A 21,191-nucleotide genomic window follows, 5' to 3' on the forward strand; every position below is an offset into this window, starting at 1 on the left:
ATTAAATCTAAAGTGTAAAATAAGATTTAATTTTTATTTATGATTTTTTATAAATAAAAATAAGGTTGCTATATATGTAATCTATACACACTTCAACAACCTATTTGCAAGATATCAAAACTTCTAAGAAGAAGCTTTAAACTTATTAAATTTATTCCATAGCTACAAATTCTACTTTCTCCACATCTTTTACTTTAGATAAATCTTCAAGCAAAGTTTTTAAATCTCCCTTAAGTGAAGAGGTATCAATTGTCAAACTTAAATTTGCTTTTTTATTCATGGGGATTCCTTGATTAATTGTTATTATACTTCCACCTTCTTCTGAAATATAGTTCAATATTCCTGAAAGTACACCTTTATTATCATTTATCATCATATTAATAGTTACCTTCTGCCCCTGCTCAGTTTCTGATAAAGCAAAAACTGAATCCTTGTATTTATAATAGACACTCCTGCTTATACTAACAGTTTTAGCCGCTTCCGTAACATCTTTAACCTTACCTTCCTTTAGCAGCCTTTTAGCGTCTACTACTTTCTCATAAACTTCTGGTAAAACTCTTTTATCTACAACTAAAAAATTACCTTTCATTAGTATCTCCTTCAAAAGTCATAGCCCCATGATTATTAATACAAAGCTTTTTTATATCCCAAGGAATACTTTTGCTTTCTAAAATTTTTTATATTAGAAAATATATTTTTATCATCTTTATTTACAATTGCCATAATCGTAGGTCCTGCTCCACTTAAAAAACATCCTAAAGCTCCTAGTTCCATGCACTTATTATAAACTAAATCATAATCTTTTATTAATGGGCTTCTATATTTCTCATGAATTGAATCTTTACAACAATATTTCAGCAAATCATAGCTTCCATTTGAAAAACTGGAAATCATTAAGGCTACTCTACTTATATTATATACAGCATCTTTAAATTCTACCTTAGATGGTAGAGCACTTCTAGATAATGCTGTAGAGAGTTCAAAGTTTGGAATTAAAGCAATAAAGTTAATTCCATTTTTTACGTCTATCTTATTATAAATAACATTCTCTTCTTCCATAACTGATACTACCATACCACCAAATAAAGCTGGTGCTATATTATCTGGATGACCTTCAATTTCAACTCCAATTCTAAAAAGTTCCTCTAAGCTCAACAAGTTATTCATAATATAGTTAGCACCTAAAAGCCCTGCAATTATACAACTAGAACTCGATCCTAATCCTCTTGATATAGGTATATCTTCTTTTATCAGCTTTATATTTAGCCCTTTAGGTTTAAAATTGTATTTTTCAAAACATATCTTCATGGATTTATAAACTATATTTTTTTCATTACAAAATTCTTCTTTAAATCCGTAAAATTTAATACCATTTTCACCTTCTGAAAATTCATACTCATTAGACAAATCAAAAGCTATCCCTAGAGAATCAAAACCAGGACCCATATTAGCTGATGTTGCCGGCACTTTAACTTTTATCATGTTTTCCTCCCAAAAAGTCTTTAAGAGCTTGTCTCATATCGTCAAAATCACACGCAAAATTATGAAGAACATCTTTATTATCTAGTCCAATTAAATTGTTAGGAACTTTTATTTTACAAAACTTATTTAACTTTTCTATTGCTTCAAAATCTCCATTTTCTTCATTATCTATTTCTAAAGCTTTTGTTATACTTCTTGGAAACTTATATGGACTTGCTGTTGAAGCAATCAAACATTTAGTAGTGTCATTTGTATCTTTAATATACTTATCTAACACTACATATCCTACAGCAGTATGAGTATCCATTAAATAGCCCTCTTTATTATATAAATCTTTTATTGCCTTATAAACTTCTTCTGTGTTAGCATTTTCTCCATAAAAGTCTTTTAAAAAACTTTTGTATTTCCCATTAATACTATACACCCCATTAAGGTTCAATTCCTTCATTAAAGATTTTATTTCATCAGAATTTCTACCACTTGCTTCAAACAAAAGCCTTTCCAAATTTGATGAGACTAATATATCCATAGATGGAGATTCTGTTACTACGAGTTCTCTTCTTCTATCATATATTCCTTTTTTGAAGAAATCAGTTAAAACCTTATTTTCATTAGATGCACATATAAATTTTGCAATAGGAAGCCCCATTTCCTTTGCATAATACGCAGCTAATATATTCCCAAAATTTCCAGTGGGAACTACAACATTTATTTTATCGCCCAATTTTATTTTTTGCTTATTTACTAATTGAAAGTATCCATAAAAATAATATATTATTTGTGGAATTAATCTTCCAATATTAATTGAGTTTGCAGAAGATAATCTAAATCCTTTAGATAATAATTCTTCTTTAAACTTATCATCCCCAAATATTTCTTTTACGCCCCTTTGTGCTTCATCGAAATTACCCCTAATTCCAACTACATTTACATTTTCACCTTCTTGTGTTATCATTTGCCTTTCTTGTACTGCACTTACCTTATCCTTTGGATAGTACACCATAACTTTAAATCCTTCTACTCCACTAAAACCTTCTAAGGCAGCTTTTCCAGTATCCCCAGAAGTAGCTGCTAAAATCACTATTTCTTCTTTGATATTTTGTTTTGTTTTTGCAATTTTCATTATTTGTGGAAGAAATAATAGAGCTGCATCTTTAAAGGCTGATGTAGGTCCATGATACAATTCTAAAAATCCATTTTTCTCTATTACTTTAAATCGATTTTTATATGCTTTATTAATGGCAATTTTGATTTCATTTTCAGTGAAATCTGTAAAAAATGCTTTAACAATTTCAAAAGAAATTTCTTCATAGCTAAGATTTTCTTTATCTTTTATTTTTTCATATAATCTTGGAAATTCTTCTGGAACATATAACCCGCCGCTCTTAGAAATTCCTCTTATAATAGCTTGCGAGGAAGATACATAAGACTCCTCTCCTCTAGTACTAATAAACCTCATAAAATCACCCCAAATCAAAGGTTATTATCCTTTAGGATTATATTACCATGTTCTCTGTCTAAACACAAGTGTTTTTGTTTTAAAAACACTTGTTTCTTTATATAAAATAAAATATAGGAGTTAAAATTTAACTCCTATATTTTATTTTATATCTATTATATATTTACTATTTTTTAGATTTTATAAATAGATATAAACTATTTATCATAAAAATTATCCCTGAATAGAATAAAACTATTCCCCATTGAAAAAGCCTTAATGGAACAGTATTAAATACTCCTGATAAAAATGGGATATATAGTATTGAACATACCATAATCATAGAAACTAGTACTGCTAAAACTAAATATGGATTAGTAAATACTTTAATTTCGAAAATAGAATGTCTTTCTGATCTACACTCGAAAACATGTAATAACTGAGACATAACTAGTGTTGTTAAAGCAAGAGTTCTACATGTAGCTAAATCCATACCATATAATCTACCAGTCATAAATGAAAGTAAAGTACAAATTCCAATTAAACATCCTCTTACAACAATCTTTGACCATAGTCCTCTTGCAAAAATACCTTCTCCCTTTTCTCTTGGTTGTTGCATCATTATATCTTTATCTGCTGGATCTACTCCAAGAGCAATTGCCGGTAATCCATCAGTTGCTAAGTTTACAAATAATATTTGTATTGGTGTAAGTGGATTAGGTAAATAAAATAATGATGCTAGAAACATAGTTAATACTTCGCCTAAGTTACAAGATAATAAATATCTTATAAATTTTCTTATATTATCATATATAACTCTACCTTCTTCTACTGCTGATACAATTGTTGCAAAATTATCATCCATTAATACCATGGAAGCTGCTTCCTTAGTTACATCTGTTCCTGATATTCCCATTGCAATTCCTATATCTGCTTCCTTTATTGCTGGAGCATCATTAACTCCATCTCCAGTCATTGCAACTATATTATTTTGTTTTTTAAAAGCTTTAACTATTCTAAGCTTATGATGTGGGGATACTCTTGCAAATACTCTGACGTTTTTAACTTTCTTCATAAGATCTTCATCGCTAATTGTTTCAATTTCTTCTCCTGTCATAGCTTGATCATCTGTATTACAAATATTAATTGATTTAGCTATTGCAAGTGCTGTATTTTTATGATCCCCAGTTATCATTACAGGTTGAATTCCTGCAAGTTTACATTTTAATACTGCGTCTCTAACTTCAACTCTTGGAGGATCAATACTTCCTGCAACTCCTAAAAAGATTAAATTATTTTCTAAAGATTCACTCTTTACTAAATTGCTTTCCTTATAAGCTGCTGCTATACACCTTAAAGCTCTATTAGACATTGCTTCTATATATGATGCAACCTGCTTTTTCTTTTGAGTAGTTAAAGGCTTTATAGTTCCATTTTCAAGTATATGACTACACTTATCTATAACTCTTTCTGGAGCACCTTTCATATAACAAACTTCTTTTGTTCCTTCTCTAACTATAACACTCATCATTTTTCTAGAAGAATCAAAAGGAATATCATATATTCTTTTTGCATTGGATACAAAGGATTTTAACAAGTTAACATCTTTAAAAAATGCTTTTATCAATGCAGTTTCAGTTGGATCTCCATGTAAAGCCTTATCTATGTTCTTAATATTAAAATCATAATTACAATCATTACAATAAACTAAAGCCTTCATAATTGTTGAATGATTGGTTAATTGATCTTTATCTAAATCATGTATTTTTCCATTAATATAAATTTCTTTTACAGTCATTTTATTTTGTGTTAATGTACCCGTCTTATCTGAACATATTACTGATGTACACCCTAAAGTTTCTACTGCTGGTAATTTTCTTACTAAAGCATTTTTCTTTAACATTCTTGAAACACCTAATGCTAACGCTACTGTTACTATAGCTGCTAAACCTTCTGGTATTGCTGCAACTGCTAATGAAACCCCTAATAAAAACATTTCTGTAATTTCATTACCTCTTAATATTCCTAGTACTGTTACAACTGCACATATTGTTAAACATAATGCTACTAGTATCTTACCTAGTGAATCTAGTCTCTCTCTTAATGGAGATTTATCTTCTTCAATGTTATCTAAAAGATTTGCTATTTTCCCCATTTCCGTATTCATTCCAATACTATCAATAAGTAAAATACCTCTACCTTTCAATACTGTAGTACCCATAAATCCTTGGTTTTTTCCTTTTTTTGAATCCTTAGAAACTCCTACTGATTCTCCAGTTAAAAGTGACTCATCAATCATTATCCCTGAGCTTTCTATAAATGTGCCATCTGCTGGTATTCTATCTCCTGCTTCTAATATTATTAGATCCCCTATAGTAACTTCTATTGAGTTTATTACTTTCAAAACCCCATCTCTAATAACTTTGCAAGTTGGTGCTGCTAATTCCTTTAATGCTTCTAAGGATTTTTCAGTTCTATATTCTTGTACAAACCCCATTATTGCATTTACAACCACTATTATAAGTATTGTTATTGCATCTGCAGTATCTCCCATTAAGCCTGAAATTACAGTTGCAGCTATTAATACCCAAACAATAAAGTCATTAAATTGAGCTAAAAATATTAATATAGGTGATGATTTCTTTTTGTGGGATAACTCATTTAATCCATAAGTACTTTGTCTTTTTTCTGCTTCCTTTGTAGATAGACCCCTTGATATTTCTCTTTCTTGTATCACCGGTTGTCCTCCTTAAAATAGTTTCTATATATTATATTTAGTAAATTCTAAGATATGATTTTTTTTAATAATTGATATGTTAATTTTCTATTTAAATAAATCCATTAACTCAGTAACACATTGATAATGTAGATGAATTGAACACTTAATGAAATTGAATGTAAGAATAACTGATTTTATTAAGAAAGCTCATTTAGAGAAGTATGATGTATATGCTGCATTTATTAATTAAAACATGTACATGTAAATAAGAGTAATTCAACATATTTCTACATATACTTTATATAGATAGCTTTACAAATTAACAATATAAATATAGAATATGTATATATAAAATTTAACTAAGGAGGGTCTTAATTTGAAAGACATAATTTACGTAACAGGACATAAGAATCCAGATTCTGATTCGATATGTGCAGCTTTTTCGTATGCTGAATTTAAAAATAAGACAGGCAATATACCTGCAGTACCTGTAAGACTTGGAAATGTAAATCAAGAAACTCAATATATTCTTGATTATTTTGGAGTTGAAGCTCCTCAATTGCTAAAGACTGTTAAATTAAAGGTAGAAGATTTAGAGTTTGATAGAATAACTCCTGTATCTCCTGATATATCTTTAAAAACAGCTTGGAATATAATGAGAAATAAAAACATTAAAACTTTACCAGTAGCTGACGAAAATGATCATTTATTGGGAGTTTTAGCTATCTCAAACTTAACTTCATGTTATATGGATATTTGGGATAATAGAATTCTAGCAAAAAGTAATACTTCAATCGAAAATATTATAGATACACTATCTGCAAAGGAAATTTATGTAGATTCAAAAAGAAAAACTTTTCCTGGGAAAATAGCTGTAACTGCAATGAAACCTGAAAGTATGAAAGATTACATAGAAGCTGGGGATATAGCTATAGTTGGAGATAGAGAAGAGATTCAAAACGCATTACTTGATCTTAATATATCTCTTATGATAATTACTGGATCACATACTCCAAGTAGCAAAATATCAGAAAAAGCTAAAAAAGCTAATATAAGTGTTATAACTACTCCACATGATTCCTTTACTACATCACGACTTATAATTCAAAGTATTCCTGTTGGATATGTTATGATCAAAGATAAGTTAGTTACATTCTCAACTAATGATTTAGTTGAAGATGTTAAAAAGGTTATGATAGAAACTAGATATAGAAGTTATCCAGTTATTGCAGAAAACGGCAAAGTAATTGGAGCTGTATCAAGATATCATTTAATTTCTAATTATAAAAAGAAAATCATCCAAGTTGACCATAATGAAAGAAGTCAATCAGTTGATGGTCTTGAAGATGCTGAAATCTTAGAAATTATAGATCATCACAGAGTTGCTGATATTCAAACTAGTGGACCTTTATATTTTAGAAGTGAGCCTATTGGAAGTACTTCTACTATAGTAGGTAAATGCTTCTTTGAAAACGGAATACGACCTTCAAAACAAGCTGCTGGACTTCTATGTGGAGCTATTATTTCTGATACATTACTATTTAGAAGCCCAACTTGTACCTCACAAGATAAAAATATTTGTCTAAGATTAGCTGAAATAGCTGGAATAGATGTTGAGAAATTTGCTAAAGAAATGTTTAAGGCTGGAACTTCATTAAAGGGAAAAACAGTAGAACAAATCTTTAATCAAGATTTCAAGCCATTTACTATGGAAGATACAAGGGTTGGTATAGCACAAGTAAATACTATGGATATTGAAGGATTTATGCCACTTAAAGAAGAAATGTTAACTTATATGAATACTAAAGCAAAAGAAGCAAAACTAGATACTGTACTTTTATTGCTTACAGATATTCTTAATGAAGGCTCTCAAATATTAGTTGCTGGTGATAGACCCGAAATAATTGAGAAAGCTTTCAATATTACATTAAAAGATAATACAGCTTTCTTAGATAAAGTGCTTTCAAGAAAGAAGCAAGTCGTACCACCAATTACAGCTGCAGTAACAGCTAAATAATTTAGTAAACTAAATTATAGTGAAAGAGTGAATAGTGAAAAAGCGAACAGTTATTGATAAAATTCTAATGAAATTTGTAAATAATAAAATAAAGGCTGAGATTTTCTCAGCCTTTATTTTATTATTCAGCTATGCTGAATTATTTCCTCAATTCTTTCACTTTTCACTATTCCATTTTCACTATTTTGCTTCCCATTCTTATCTAGCTCTCATATTATTAACCATTCCCCACATTTCATCTGCAGTTGTAATCCCTCTTGAACTAAGTTCAAAAGCTCTTTGAGTTAATATCATTTCCGAGAATTCAGTTGCTATATTTACATTTGATCCTTCTAATGATCCTTGGTATATATCAAAGTTAGTAGTTCTTTGCACCTCTACACCTTGAGCTGGAGTAAATAAATTTTCTCCAATTGCTAAAAATGCTCTATCACCTACTGCTGTATATAATGGAATTTCTGCAACTTGTACAAAGTTACCTCTATCTTTAATATAAACTTGTCCTTTTTTATCCACAAGAAAATTATCTTTGTTAAATACTACATTATTCTCTGAATATCCATTTAAATAATTAAGTTCTAATTTATTTCCTCTATTATCTACAATTTTACCATTAGCATCAATTGCAAAAGCGCCATCTCTAGTATAGGCTTCTCCTCCATCTGATGAAATTATTTTAAAATAACCTGATCCATCAATTGATAAATCTGTACCTCTTAAAGTTTCTTGCAACATGCCTTGAGAATTATCTCTATACCATTCTGAAGTTCTTGTACCTGTTCCAATTACAGCATCTTTATCATTAATTGGATTTCCCATCCTATCTAAGGATTCTGTTAATAAGTCTTTAAACCCAACTTCTATTTTCTTATATCCCATAGTGGTTGAGTTCGCTAAATTATTAGAAATTGCATCTAACTTATCTTGATTTGCATTCATTCCACTTCTTGCAGTCCATAATGTTCTTAGCATAAATTTATCCTCCTACTATTTAACTACACCTATTTCATTTGCAGCTTTCCCTAATGTTTCATCAATAGTTTGAATTATTTTTTGATTAGTTTCAAAACTTCTCATTGTAGTAATCATATTTACCATTTCATTCGAAACACTTACATTTGAAGCTTCTAATGATCCTTGAGCAACAGAAACTTGTGCATTATATATAGGATTTGTTCCTCTATAGTAATTATCTCCTATTTTTTCTAATGTCTTATAATCTTGAAAATCTGCTGTTGCTAAAGTATGTGTTGCTCTATCACCTATGTAAAGATTATTATTTCTATCTAATACAAACTCATCTCCACCTACAAATATTGGTTCAAGAGTTCCTGTACTTTTATTCATTCCTAAAACTCTATCTCCATCAGTATTTATAAGATATCCATCATTTCCAACTTTAAAGCTTCCATCTCTTGTATATACTACTTCGTTACCTGCATTAGTTTGCTTTTGTATAGCAAAAAATCCTCTTCCTTCTATAGCAAAATCTGTTTTTTTATCTGTACTTTTTATAAGCCCTTGTGTAAATGCTGTATCTACACTATCTATCTTAGCCCCTAAACTTATTGCTCCTAGCTTTTGAGTTATATTTTTACCATTAACTACTTTATCTCTATTTTGAATCATAACTTCATCAAAGCTTTTTATTGATAAGTTATCTCCTTTAAATCCAGTTGTATTTGCATTTGTTATATTATTCACTATATTAGATTGCTTATTTTCCAATGATATTAATCCTGATACAGCAGTATATAAACTCCTAATCATTATTCTCAACTCCTTTAAATAATACTTTACATTCATCCTCATAGTGCATTCCAAGGCCTCTAGCCTTCTCTTCTATTTTATCATTAGAAAGTTCTTTATTATAACTATATCCAAACATAAATATTGAAGTCAATACCATTCCGATGCCTATTCCCATAAGTATTTTTCTATCAGTTAAAAAATCAATTACTATACCTATTTTCTTAATAAACTTTTTATTAATAGTACTTCCCCCTTACCTATGGATAATTTCTCACATATTTCTTCATCTCTTAATCCATTTTGTAAAAGTGACTTTACACTTTCCATCTTATCATTTTGAAGCTTTTTTTTATTATTAAAATTTATTTCTGATATTACATCATTTTCTATTATATCTTCTTCTAAAATGATTTCCGAATTTTCTTTTTCATAATCATCTATATTATATTTATTATCGTCTACTTCTTTATTATTCTTTATATAATTCAATGACTTTTTTAATACTTCAATTTCTTTTTGCAAATCTAAAACAGTTTCTGCTAAATCTCTTCTTATTGAAATAATTTCTACATCATAATCCTTATTATTATTCATTTCTTCTCGATTTAGTATTTTTTCAAAGGATTTATCTTCTTTTTTTATAGCTTTAACATTTAAAATTATAAGTATAATTCCTATTAATATTATTAATACAGGAAGCATATAATCCTCCCTTTCCTATTCTTTTAAGTATAAATTATATGTAATTTATTTTTTGCATTACACCTCTTAAATTCCTTATGGCTCTACTATGTAACTGACAAACTCTAGATTCTGATACTTCTAAAATTTGTCCTATTTCTTTTAAAGTTAATTTTTCATAATAATATAACTTTAATATAAGCTTATCTTTTTCCTTTAGATCTTCTATTGCTTTTGCAAGAACTTCTAATTTTTCTTTATCCTCTAAAGATTCTTCTGGTGAAACAGAGTTTTTATCTTCTAACGTCTCCATAATAGTAACATCATCATCATCTGAATATATTATAGATTCTAAGGACATCACTGACATATAATTTATATAATTTTCAATTTGAGAAACTTCTTCCTCTGATATTTTTAGTTCATTTGCAATTTCTTTTAGATTTGGTTCTCTCATGTATATATTTTGAAGTTTTTCTACGCATTCATTATATCTAGCTAGTTTATCCATAGCACCTTTAGAAATTGGTCTGTTTTTTCTTATTTCATCAATCATTGACCCCTTTATTCTTAAAGTAGCATAAGATGAAAACTTCATGCCTTTCGTTGAATCGTACCTATTAATTGCATCTAAAAGCCCAACAATTCCATAGCTTACTAAATCCTCATATTCTATATATTTGGTTTTACCAATCATAACTCTAGAAGCTAAATATTTAACTAGTGGTATATATTTTTCTACAATTTGTTCTTTATGAATTATAGGGCTTTGACATTCCATATTGTTAACCTCCTCTAGATAAGTTCTCTTTGTTTTCTCATTATCCTAAATACTGTTCTTATTATTTTCTCTCTTGTTACATTGTCCATATCATCAAAATCTATTCCACATATATACTTCTTATCTTCTGTTTTTTCTATCCTTACGATTTTTCCTCTTACAGTTATCTTCTCATTATCATGAATTAAGTTTGCAACTATAATATCATTATATGATAATTCTTCCTTTATTTTAATTCTCATGCCACCACCACTTAAGTCAAGTAAAAGTGCATGTTGATACTTTTCTTCTTCTCTTATTTCTTTTTCAAGTTCTTCTTCCTTTATATAGTTAATCACTTGTAGTATATTAACTCTTACATAATTTCTTCTTTGTATTCTAGTTATTTCAAAAGGCTTTCCAATCCTATAAAATGGAATATTATTTTCTGTAGTTCTTCCTAAAACTTCACTCTTATAACCAAAAACATTGCCTTTATCATCATAGAATATTTGCTCTAATTTTTCTCCATCTTCTAAAGTTAAATAAATTCCATTAGATACTGGAATCGCTATTAAAATTTCTTCATCCTTTATATCTTGAACGGTTGATTTATAAATATCTTCCTCCCATAAAACATCAATTTTACAATTTATAACAAGCTCTAATTTCGTCATTACCGCTAATCCCCCTAAGAAAAAATATTAAATAATTTTCTGAATAACCCTTGAGCCCCAACACCTATAGTTTCTTTTTTCTTACCCATAATTTTATCCGCTATCTCAATTACAGATTTAGCTGCATCACAGTTTGGATAGCTTATTACAAATGGCACTTGTTCCCTTACTGCCATAACAAGTTTTCTATCTTCATAAATACTTCCTAAATAATCAACGTCTAATGTCAAAAATTTATTTACAGCAGCTTTAAATTTTACAAAAGTTTGGCTTCCTTCTTTTTTATCTAACGCCTTATTAACAACTATATTAGCTTTGTTTTTTATTTTAAAGTGATTTACTGCCTTTAATAGGCTATATCCATCTGTTAATGAAGTAGGTTCCGGAGTGGTTACTAATATTAATTCATCACTACAAGCTATAAAAGCTAATACACTTCTGCTTATTCCCGCGCCTGTATCTATAAATATATAATCAAATCCTTCTAGCATTTCTATTTTTTTTAAGAAAATATCTCTTTGATTTTGTTGTAAATCCTCTATATTATTTAATCCACTTCCGCCTGGTAATAATTTTACACCTTCTGGTCCATCAACAATTATATCTTCTATAGCTAATTTGCCATTAATTAAATCTAAAACACTATGCCTAGGGTATATTCCCATTAAAACATCATCATTCCCCATGCCTATATCTGCATCAAATATTAATACTTTCTTACCTTTTTTAACTAATGTAATTGCCAAATTAACTACAAAATTACTTTTTCCAACTCCACCTTTACCTGATGTTATAGTTATTATTCTAGCATCTCTTTTAAAATTTTCTTGTACTTCACCTCTTGCTAACCTTCTTAAACTTTCTGCTTGGTCTAACATATAGTTTCCTCCCCTAGAATAAGTTTTTCTATTTCATTCTTTGAAGGTACTTTTATATCATCTGGAACATCTTGTCCTGTGGTAATATAAGCTATAGGTTTATTTGACCTTTTTACTATGTTGTACACACATCCATAAGTACTGGTTTCATCTAATTTAGTTATAATTAATTCTTCATAAGCAAGTTCATTATATCCCTCTAAAATCGTTTGAATATCTCTATTCTTGGTAGTTCCACTCATCACAAGCATTATATGATCAGCATTAACCTTTTGAATAAATGCTCTAAGTTCTGATATTTGCATTGTATTTTTGCTGCTTCTTCCGGTTGTATCTACTAAAATTACATCACAACTTTCTAGCTCCTTAACAGCACCTTCCATCTCTTTTAAGGTTATAACCACTTTAAATGGTATATTCATAATTTCAGCGTAAGTCTTTAGTTGCTCAACGGCTCCTATTCTATAGGTATCTATAGTAATTAACCCAACTTTCTTTTTTTCTATTAAGGCTAATCTTCCCGCAAGTTTAGCTATAGTAGTAGTTTTTCCTACTCCTGTTGGTCCCACCAAAACTACTTTTCCACTTAAGTTGTTAGTACTAATATCAATTTCTTTTTCTAATAAATCCATAAAATCTTTTTTAAACTCATCTATATTATCATAATTTTTAGCCAATAAATCAATTAAAAGTTTTTCATCAATATCTATATCTCTTAGATATTCTGATATTAAATCTTTTTCTTCTTCTTTATTTGTATTTTTTATAACTCTATTTAGTAATTCCTTAATTTCTTTAACTTCATTTTTTATATTCTCACTATTAACCTCTTCTTTGACTTCTTCTTTAATTATTTTCTTATCTTTTTCTGAAATAATTTTCTTTATGCTATCTAGAGAGTTTCTAAAATCTATATCCTCTTCTTTTTCTCTAGCAAATTTGTTTTTTTTATCTATTTTATTATTTTCAAGTGCTGCAGTAACTTCAATTAACTTAGGTTTAAAATATCCTTTAATTCCTGATTCTCTTATTTTTCTTTGACTTATTATAATAGCATCTTTACCTAGCTCGTATCGTATTCTAGTAAGAGCTTCGTTCATATTTTTTACTAAGTATTTTTTTATTACCATTATAATGAGACAACTCCTTCTGTTCTTATTTCAACATCATTTGGAATTTCATTTAATGATATAACCATTATATGTGGAAATACCATTTCTATAAGTTTCCTAAATACTGGTCTTATATTTGGTGATACTAATATAACCGGTTGGTTGTTATAGAAATAAACTCTATCTACTTCATCTCTTATAGAACTAAGTATCTTAGTAGTTGTATCTGGATCAACCGCTGGGAAAGATCCCTGCATAGATTTCTGAGTATTAGCAGCTATTATTTCTTCTATTTGAGGAGATAATGTAACAACTGTTATACTTCTATTTTCATCTATTACTGTATTACAAATTGTTCTTGCTAATGCAAATCTAACATATTCTGTTAAAAGTTCTAAATCTTTAGTAAGTCTAGAATTATCTGCTAAAGATTCCATAATTGTTACCATATCTTTTATTGGAACCTTTTCTCTTAATAAGTTTTGTAATATTTTTTGAAGTTCCCCTATAGTCATAAGATCCGGTATAAGTTCTTCTACTACAGTACTATATTTCTCTTTAGTATTATCTACTATTAATTGAACTTCTTGTCTTCCAAGTAATTCATAAGAATGTGCTTTTATAGTTTCTGTTAAATGAGTAACCATAACAGTAGTTGGATCTACCACTGTTAATCCTTTTATTTCAGCTTCTTCTCTTTGATCTTTATTTATCCATACCGCTGGCAAATTAAATGTAGGCTCTATAGTTCTTATTCCCGCTATTTGAGAGTTATCTCCAGATGGATCCATACAAAGAAGCATATTTGCCATAAGCTCTGCTGAAGCTATAACTGTTCCTCTTATTTTTATTACATATTCATTAGTTTTTAGTTGGAGATTATCTCTTATTCTTATAGGTTGAACCACAACTCCCATTTCTATTGCACATTGTCTTCTAACAGATGCAATTCTTTGCAGTAAATCTCCACCTGTTGATTCGTCTGCTAAAGGAATTAATCCATAACCTATTTCTACTTCCATTGGTTCAACAGAAATTAAAGTCATTACATTCTCTGGTTCTTTTCTTTCCATTTCTGTATATTCTTCTTCAACCTTTGCAAGTTCTTCTTCTTGATTCTTTTGCTCCTCTTTAAATAAAAGATATGCTGCAACCCCACTTGTCACTGCTGCTAATAAAAATGGAAGCTTTGGCATTGCTGGAATTAAAGCTAAGAAAAACATAACTGCTGAAACTATTGCTAATGCAACAGGGAATGCAGTAAGTTGCTTACTAAAAGTTTTACCAAAATTATCTGAACTTCCTGATCTTGTTACTAATATACCTGATGCAGTTGATATAAGTAAAGCTGGAATTTGGCTAACTAAACCATCTCCTACTGTAAGCCTTGTATATAGCTGTGCTGCCTTTGCAATATCCATGCCACCCATTGTCCCTATAATAATACCAGCAACAATATTTATTATAGTTATTATTATACCTGCTATAGCATCTCCTTTTACAAACTTAGATGCCCCATCCATTGATCCATAAAAATCTGCTTCTGCTTGTAAATCTTCTCTTCTTTTTCTTGCAGTTGCCTCATCTATAGTTCCTGCATTTAAGTCTGCATCTATACTCATTTGTTTACCTGGCATAGCATCTAATGTAAATCTTGCTGATACCTCGGAAACTCTTCCTGCTCCGTTAGTTATTACTACAAATTGTATAATTATTATAATTAAGAATATTATTATACCAACAATATAATTCCCACCTATAACAAATTCACCAAAGGCTTCTATTATACTTCCAGCATTTCCTTCACTTAATATAAGTCTTGTTGATGATATATTAAGGCCTAATCTAAAAAGAGTTGTTATAAGCAATAACGTTGGAAATACTGATAATTGAAGTACGTTTGTAGTAAACATAGTAATCATTATAACTACTGCTGATAATGTTATATTAAATGCTAATAAAATGTCTAATAACAACGGTGGAAGAGGTATTATTATCATAAGTACAATACCAAGTACACCAAAGGCTACTAATACATCCATATTTCTATTTAAACTAAATTTCTCATTTGCAAGCAACCTTATCCCATCCTTTATTATCTAGTGCGTCTTTTTTTCTTGTCTAACTTAAATACCATAGCTAAAATTTCTGCCACAGCTTGATACATATCCTGTGGAATATCTTTATCTATTTCTACTGTACTGTATAACATTCGTGCTAAAGGTTTATTTTCTATTATAGGAACTTTTGCCTCAATAGCTTTTTCTTTAATTTTTATTGCTATTGCATCAGCTCCTTTAGCTACAACCTTTGGAGCTTCCATTTTACCTTCTTCATATTTAATTGCTACAGCTAAATGCGTAGGATTTGTTATTACTACAGTAGCATCACCTACAGATTGCATCATTCTTCTTTGTGACATTTCTCTTTGTCTTTGTTTCATTTTTGATTTTATTTGAGGGTCTCCCTCCATTTGTTTGTATTCTTCTTTGATTTCTTGCTTTGTCATTCTTATATCCTTTTGAAAAAGTATATATTGAACAACATAATCTATAACTGCTATTACAACTAATAATATAGTTATTTTTATAAATATATTAATTATTAGAGCTTTAACTTCTATACCCAATGTAGGTAAATATAAATTTCCTATTTGTATTATTTTATCAAAGTTATCTCGAATATAAGAATATGCTATAAAAATCACTATTGATATAAGTATTAAATTTTTCACTAATTCTACTAATGCTTTTTTAGAAAACATATTCTTAAATCCATTAATAGGATTTAATTTACCAAATGAAGGTTTTATGGCATCTTTAACTACTAAAAAACCTGTTTGAAGCAAGCTAGCTACAACTCCAGCTATCATTATAGGCAATATAACTGGCATTATTACTATTGCCATTTTACTTATAATAAGAGTATTTATACCCTTCAAGCTACTTTCTGTAACCTCCATAGTCCCCATATCATTAAGAAAGTATATTACATTATTCTTTAAGGAAGATACTATAAATCCACTTAATGCAACAATTACTAGAACTGTAGCTACCATGGTAATTGCAAGACCAATATCCTTACTTCTTGGAACTTGCCCCTTTTTCCTAGAATCACTTTTTTTCTTAGGAGTAGCTTCTTCAGTTTTTTCGTCTGCCCATATTAGAAGAACAAGAGGAGCAGATGTGATTATCTTTCTAAAAATATCGGGAATATAACTTATACTGCTAACAAAAAGCTTTATTATAATTGGTAATGATATTGATATAGCTAATATACCAACTAACATTTTAACTGGCATTCCAAGTATCATTACATTTATTTGCGGAACTGCTCTTGAAATAAGTCCCATGCAAAGGTCTGTTAATATTATTATCAATACTATAGGTATTGCAATTTTCAATCCTATTACAAAATACTTCCCTACAACTTCTATAAGTGTCATCATTGTATCTGGATAAAGTAGTCCCTTTCCCATTGGCAATATTATGAAACTTTCAATAAGTGATTTTATAAGCATATGATGCCCATCTACTACAAAAAAATCATTAAAGCTACATAGTGAAGTAAATTTCCAGTTATTGTTGTACTTATTTTACTATTTGGATCTATAGTATTAACCATACTTAATCCTATATGTACATCTATTAGGCTTCCTGCCATTAATACCACTTCAAAAGCTATATTAGATATTAATCCCAGTATTAACCCATTAGTAACTTCTAAAATCATATAAATAATTAAATAATAATTGCTTGTAATTAAATTTATATTTGAATAATCTATTCCTCCAAGTAATGCAAAGGAAAATATTAATGAAAACATAGCTTTTAATGCTTTCGGTGTCCCATTTGGGAAAAATATATTGGTTATAGCAAAAAAAGCTGTAACTCTTAAAAATATAAGAAATAGTGCTAAAAAGTAGGCTGTATCTATCATACCTTACCTACCTCCTACGTAGATATCTTAATAATAAGTTCAAATATTCTTTCTGTAAAGGCTACTAGTGTATGCAACATAAAGCTTGATAATACAAGTCCAACACCTGCTATTCCTATAAGCTTAGGAACAAATGTTAATGTTTGTTCTTGTATTTGAGTAGTTGCTTGAAATATACTTATTATTAAACCAATCAATATTGATACTATTAATATAGGTCCAGCTATTTTTAATGCTGTATATAATGCATCTCTTACTATTCCTATAATTAAATTTTCACTCACATTTATCACCTACCCTCCAAAACTCATTATTAAGGACTTAACCATTAGATACCAACCATCTACCATTACAAATAATAATAATTTAAATGGTAATGCTACCATTACAGGTGGAAGCATGAACATTCCCATAGACATAAGAATACTTGCTACTACCATATCTATTATTATGAAAGGTAAGAACAATAAAAATCCTATTTGAAATGCTGTTTTAAGTTCACTTATAGCAAAAGCTGGGATAACAACTGTTAACGGAATATTATCTTTTGTTATTTCCTCTTTATTTAGTTTTGATGCTTCAATAAATAATTCTAGATCTTTTTGTCTTGTTTGTTTTAGCATGAAATTTCTTAAGGGCTTACTTCCTGCCTCCATGGCCTCTTCTTGGGTTATTGTATTTTCCATAAAAGGTTTAAATGCGTTTTCATTTAATTCTGTATATACTGGTCGCATTATAAATATGGTTAAAAATATTGCTAATCCAATAAGTATTTGATTTGGAATTGATTGCTGAGCTCCTAATGCATTCTTTAAAAAAGAAAATACAACTATTATCCTTGTAAAAGATGTCATCATAATTATTATTGAAGGTAATAATGTTAAAATAGTTAGTACTATCAATAATTTTATATTATCTACATAATTCTGAGGAGAAGTAGATTCGCCGCCTACTGAAATATTTAAATCTGGTATACTTATTGGTTCAGCATTTACAGCTTTATTAAAAGTAAATATCAGAAATAATGTCATTATTAGCATAAATATATATTTCTTCTTTTTATTCATATAAATCTTCCTTTTAATTATATTTATTTCTAAATTTATATATTTTATCTCTTAAGCTTTTTACAGCTATTCCATATTGGACATTCATTTTTTCTTTTTCTATTCTTTTCTCCTCTTCTAAAATAAATATATCTTCTTCAGATATCTCATCCAATTTTTCAGTAGCATTATTAGATGAACTCAGTACATATCCCTTTTTCCCTATTTTTACTACTACTATTGATGTTTCCTTAGATATTTGAGTTCTTTCTAAAACCTTAATATATTTTCCTTCATTAATCTTATTAAGTTTATTCCCACTTATTTTAAATAATATATAAATAAGCCCAAGTACTATTGGTAATGCAAATATTAACTTAAATATTAAAAATACTAAATCCATCTTTTAAATCTACTTCCTTTATTGTACTATAATATCACTTATATAAATGTCTTTTAGCAATCCTGATGTTAGCTTTTGATTAATTCTCGCTATTATATCCCCTTTTAACACAGCTTCATTAGCTGGTTCAAAATCCTTTGCTTTACAAGATTTTATATAAAAGATAGCTATGTCTCTAATTACAACTTTTTTATCTTCTATTTCCTTTGCTAAATCTTTATTCTTACTATCATAGCTTATTGAAAGATTAAGCTTTATGTATCTTTTTGATCCTTCATCACTTAAATTTACAAATATTTCGCCAACTTCAAAAAAAGCTTCTTGTATAACAACTGGCTGTGAGGCATTATCTTTATTCATAAAATAATATACTCCTCCAAACGTTCCTCCACCTAAAACTGCTAATATAGCAATAATTAAAATCAACTTATTACCTTTTTTCTTTTCTTTTTTTTCTTCAGCCACTTCTATTCTTCCTCCTTTTCAGTTGTTACAATTAAAATATCCACTCTTCTATTTTTAGCCATATTTTCATAAGTATCATTTGGTGCTACTGGATGAAATTCACCATACCCTGCTGCACTAAATCTTGTAGGGTTTTGACCTTTTACTTCAATAAAATATCTTACTACATTAACAGCTCTATCTGCAGATAACTCCCAATTGGATGGAAACCTACTTGTATTTATAGGTCTATTATCTGTATGCCCTTCAACTAATATAGGATTTTCAACAGATGCTATAAGAGAGTTGATTTTGTTTAGTACTTCCTTACTATCTTCTCTTAAATCCGAACTTGACGTCTCAAATAATATGTTATCCCTAAGTTGTATTACTATTCCTCTTTCATCATCAATTATATCTACAATCGAAGATAAATTATTATTGTTAACAAATTCCTTAACATTTTTATACATTCTTTCTTGCTCTGTTAATTCTTCGCCACCTTCTATATTATCTTGTGTTTCCCCTCCTATTAAGGGAACTTCACCATTATACATATTATATTCTAACAAACTATTTCCTTCACTTCCATTCATCATAGAGGTAAATGCCTGTGCTATACTTTTTGTTTTTTCAACATCAACAGATGCCATAGAATATAAAAGTACGAAAAATGTAAGCAATAAAGTTACTGTATCTGCATAAGTTGGAAGCCATTCATCACCTCTTAATCCGCCTTCACTAGTCTTTTTCTTTCTTGCCATTAAATAACAACCCCTTCACCATTTTCAATATTGTTATTTAAATATTCTAATTTTTCTTTAGGTGGTAAATATGTTATTAGTTTCTCTTCTACAATTCTTGGATTTACTCCTGATTGTATTGCAAGTATACCTTCTAACATCATTTCTCTTTCTCCAACCTCTTTTGCACTTTTTTGTTTTAAATTTGCAGCTACTGGATTACATAACATATTTGCTAGAAGTGATCCATAATATGTTGTAATCAAGGCTTTTCCCATTCCTGATGCTATATTCGCTACATCAGTTAGATTTGCAAGCATTTGAATTAAACCTATTAAAGTACCTAACATACCAAAAGCTGGTGCATAAGCTCCCCAAGATAAGAAAAGCCCAGCTCCCTTTTCATGTCTATTTTCCATTTCTCCAATTTCTAATTCTAATATTTCCCTTATAGTTTCTGGTTCAATACCATCTACAACCATTTGTAGACCTTTTTTCAAAAAAGGATCTTCCATATTAACAATCTCATCTTCTAAAGATAATAAGCCTTCTCTTCTAGCCTTTTTAGAAAGTTCTGTAAAGCTAAGAATTATCTCTTTTGCAGATGATTTATTTTCCTTAAAAGCTTGAGCCATTAATTTACCAATATTTTTAACTTCTTCCAAGGAATAAGTTATTAAAAGGGCTGAAATAGATCCCCCTACTGTTATTAATACTGATGATAAATCCCAGAAAATTTTAAGACTGCTTCCACCAAGAACCATACCATAAAACATTAATATTACACCTGAAATTAATCCAATGGAAGTTAATGAGTCTGACTTTTTCATTTTATAATTACCTCCAACTATACCCTATAAGTAACAATTTTATTTTTATATCTAATTACTTTTTCTACTATTTCTTCAACACTTTCAAGAACTATATATTTTTTCCCATTAGTCAATGTTATTAAAGTTTCTGGAACCTCTTCAATTTTTTCTATGTGATCTGCATTTAGAATAATTTCTTTATTATTCATAGTTGTGACATCAATCATAAACTACCACCTCACTCTTTGTTAGTGAAAAGTTCACAAGGCACAGTGCATAGTTGATTTA

20 protein-coding genes and 2 pseudogenes are annotated in these 21,191 nt (G+C 29.0%); 1 reads left to right on the forward strand and 21 read right to left on the reverse strand.

From position 1 onward, the window contains the following. Positions 1–151: 151 nt before the first annotated feature. The 4 genes and pseudogenes from A500_RS05340 to A500_RS05355 all read right to left on the reverse strand — a co-directional run bounded on the left by A500_RS05340 (position 152) and on the right by A500_RS05355 (position 5,657). Positions 152–589: an ACT domain-containing protein gene (locus A500_RS05340; RefSeq protein WP_016206562.1), complete on the reverse strand. Its 438-nt coding sequence runs from the start codon at positions 587–589 to the stop codon at positions 152–154. After that, positions 579–1,482 (reverse strand): annotated as a pseudogene (thrB, locus tag A500_RS05345) (homoserine kinase). Before thrB ends, A500_RS05340 begins: the two are co-directional and overlap by 11 nt. Next, a complete protein-coding gene (thrC, locus tag A500_RS05350; protein ID WP_016206564.1) occupies positions 1,469–2,941 on the reverse strand; it encodes a threonine synthase in 1,473 nt (490 codons plus the stop codon). Before thrC ends, thrB begins: the two are co-directional and overlap by 14 nt. A 166-nt stretch (positions 2,942–3,107) precedes the next feature. Further along, the gene (locus A500_RS05355; protein WP_016206565.1) at positions 3,108–5,657 is read right to left on the reverse strand and encodes a calcium-translocating P-type ATPase, PMCA-type; all 2,550 of its coding nucleotides are present in this window, start codon (positions 5,655–5,657) and stop codon (positions 3,108–3,110) included. A gap of 358 nt (positions 5,658–6,015) precedes the next feature. On the opposite strand from A500_RS05355, the gene A500_RS05360 reads away from it, so the two are divergent. Next, positions 6,016–7,656, forward strand: a complete 1,641-nt coding sequence (locus A500_RS05360) for a putative manganese-dependent inorganic diphosphatase (protein WP_016206566.1) — start codon at positions 6,016–6,018, stop codon at positions 7,654–7,656. Positions 7,657–7,854: 198 nt separating this feature from the next. Here A500_RS05360 and A500_RS05365 read toward each other — a convergent pair whose 3' ends face one another. The 17 genes and pseudogenes from A500_RS05365 to A500_RS05440 all read right to left on the reverse strand — a co-directional run bounded on the left by A500_RS05365 (position 7,855) and on the right by A500_RS05440 (position 21,130). Further along, positions 7,855–8,628: a flagellar hook-basal body complex protein gene (locus tag A500_RS05365; protein ID WP_016206567.1), complete on the reverse strand. Its 774-nt coding sequence runs from the start codon at positions 8,626–8,628 to the stop codon at positions 7,855–7,857. Positions 8,629–8,643: 15 nt separating this feature from the next. Continuing rightward, positions 8,644–9,426, reverse strand: coding sequence for a flagellar hook-basal body complex protein (locus A500_RS05370; RefSeq protein WP_016206568.1), 783 nt, complete (start codon positions 9,424–9,426; stop codon positions 8,644–8,646). After that, on the reverse strand, positions 9,419–9,583 hold the full coding sequence (locus tag A500_RS20315; protein ID WP_016206569.1) for a hypothetical protein: 165 nt from the start codon (positions 9,581–9,583) through the stop codon (positions 9,419–9,421). Before A500_RS20315 ends, A500_RS05370 begins: the two co-directional genes overlap by 8 nt. Before the next feature lie 38 nt (positions 9,584–9,621). Then, the gene (locus A500_RS05375) at positions 9,622–10,110 is read right to left on the reverse strand and encodes a hypothetical protein (protein WP_016206570.1); all 489 of its coding nucleotides are present in this window, start codon (positions 10,108–10,110) and stop codon (positions 9,622–9,624) included. Positions 10,111–10,144: 34 nt separating this feature from the next. Beyond that, complete coding sequence (locus A500_RS05380) at positions 10,145–10,870, reverse strand: FliA/WhiG family RNA polymerase sigma factor (protein WP_016206571.1); 726 nt, start codon at positions 10,868–10,870, stop codon at positions 10,145–10,147. Positions 10,871–10,884: 14 nt separating this feature from the next. Continuing rightward, positions 10,885–11,526, reverse strand: a complete 642-nt coding sequence (locus tag A500_RS05385) for a flagellar brake protein (protein ID WP_016206572.1) — start codon at positions 11,524–11,526, stop codon at positions 10,885–10,887. A gap of 14 nt (positions 11,527–11,540) precedes the next feature. Beyond that, positions 11,541–12,404: a MinD/ParA family protein gene (locus A500_RS05390; RefSeq protein WP_016206573.1), complete on the reverse strand. Its 864-nt coding sequence runs from the start codon at positions 12,402–12,404 to the stop codon at positions 11,541–11,543. Next, the gene (flhF, locus tag A500_RS05395; RefSeq protein ID WP_016206574.1) at positions 12,398–13,534 is read right to left on the reverse strand and encodes a flagellar biosynthesis GTPase FlhF; all 1,137 of its coding nucleotides are present in this window, start codon (positions 13,532–13,534) and stop codon (positions 12,398–12,400) included. Before flhF ends, A500_RS05390 begins: the two co-directional genes overlap by 7 nt. Next, complete coding sequence (flhA, locus tag A500_RS05400) at positions 13,534–15,558, reverse strand: flagellar biosynthesis protein FlhA (protein ID WP_051993123.1); 2,025 nt, start codon at positions 15,556–15,558, stop codon at positions 13,534–13,536. Before flhA ends, flhF begins: the two co-directional genes overlap by 1 nt. 53 nt (positions 15,559–15,611) lie before the next feature. After that, positions 15,612–17,455: pseudogene (locus A500_RS05405) on the reverse strand (fused FliR family export protein/FlhB family type III secretion system protein). A 14-nt stretch (positions 17,456–17,469) separates the two neighbouring features. Beyond that, positions 17,470–17,739: a flagellar biosynthesis protein FliQ gene (gene fliQ, locus A500_RS05410; protein WP_016206576.1), complete on the reverse strand. Its 270-nt coding sequence runs from the start codon at positions 17,737–17,739 to the stop codon at positions 17,470–17,472. A gap of 9 nt (positions 17,740–17,748) precedes the next feature. Then, on the reverse strand, positions 17,749–18,522 hold the full coding sequence (gene fliP, locus A500_RS05415) for a flagellar type III secretion system pore protein FliP (RefSeq protein ID WP_016206577.1): 774 nt from the start codon (positions 18,520–18,522) through the stop codon (positions 17,749–17,751). A gap of 13 nt (positions 18,523–18,535) precedes the next feature. Next, complete coding sequence (locus A500_RS05420) at positions 18,536–18,904, reverse strand: flagellar biosynthetic protein FliO (protein ID WP_016206578.1); 369 nt, start codon at positions 18,902–18,904, stop codon at positions 18,536–18,538. Positions 18,905–18,922: 18 nt separating this feature from the next. Continuing rightward, positions 18,923–19,369: a flagellar basal body-associated FliL family protein gene (locus A500_RS05425; RefSeq protein WP_016206579.1), complete on the reverse strand. Its 447-nt coding sequence runs from the start codon at positions 19,367–19,369 to the stop codon at positions 18,923–18,925. A 2-nt stretch (positions 19,370–19,371) separates the two neighbouring features. After that, on the reverse strand, positions 19,372–20,112 hold the full coding sequence (locus A500_RS05430) for an OmpA/MotB family protein (RefSeq protein ID WP_016206580.1): 741 nt from the start codon (positions 20,110–20,112) through the stop codon (positions 19,372–19,374). After that, positions 20,112–20,921: a motility protein A gene (locus A500_RS05435; protein WP_016206581.1), complete on the reverse strand. Its 810-nt coding sequence runs from the start codon at positions 20,919–20,921 to the stop codon at positions 20,112–20,114. The genes A500_RS05430 and A500_RS05435 overlap by 1 nt, the downstream gene beginning before the upstream one ends. A 17-nt stretch (positions 20,922–20,938) precedes the next feature. Next, positions 20,939–21,130: a flagellar FlbD family protein gene (locus A500_RS05440; RefSeq protein ID WP_016206582.1), complete on the reverse strand. Its 192-nt coding sequence runs from the start codon at positions 21,128–21,130 to the stop codon at positions 20,939–20,941. Between the last annotated feature and the right edge of the window lie 61 nt (positions 21,131–21,191).

Origin of the sequence: Clostridium sartagoforme AAU1 (assembly GCF_000401215.1) — a bacterium.
GTDB lineage: Bacteria > Bacillota > Clostridia > Clostridiales > Clostridiaceae > Clostridium > Clostridium sartagoforme.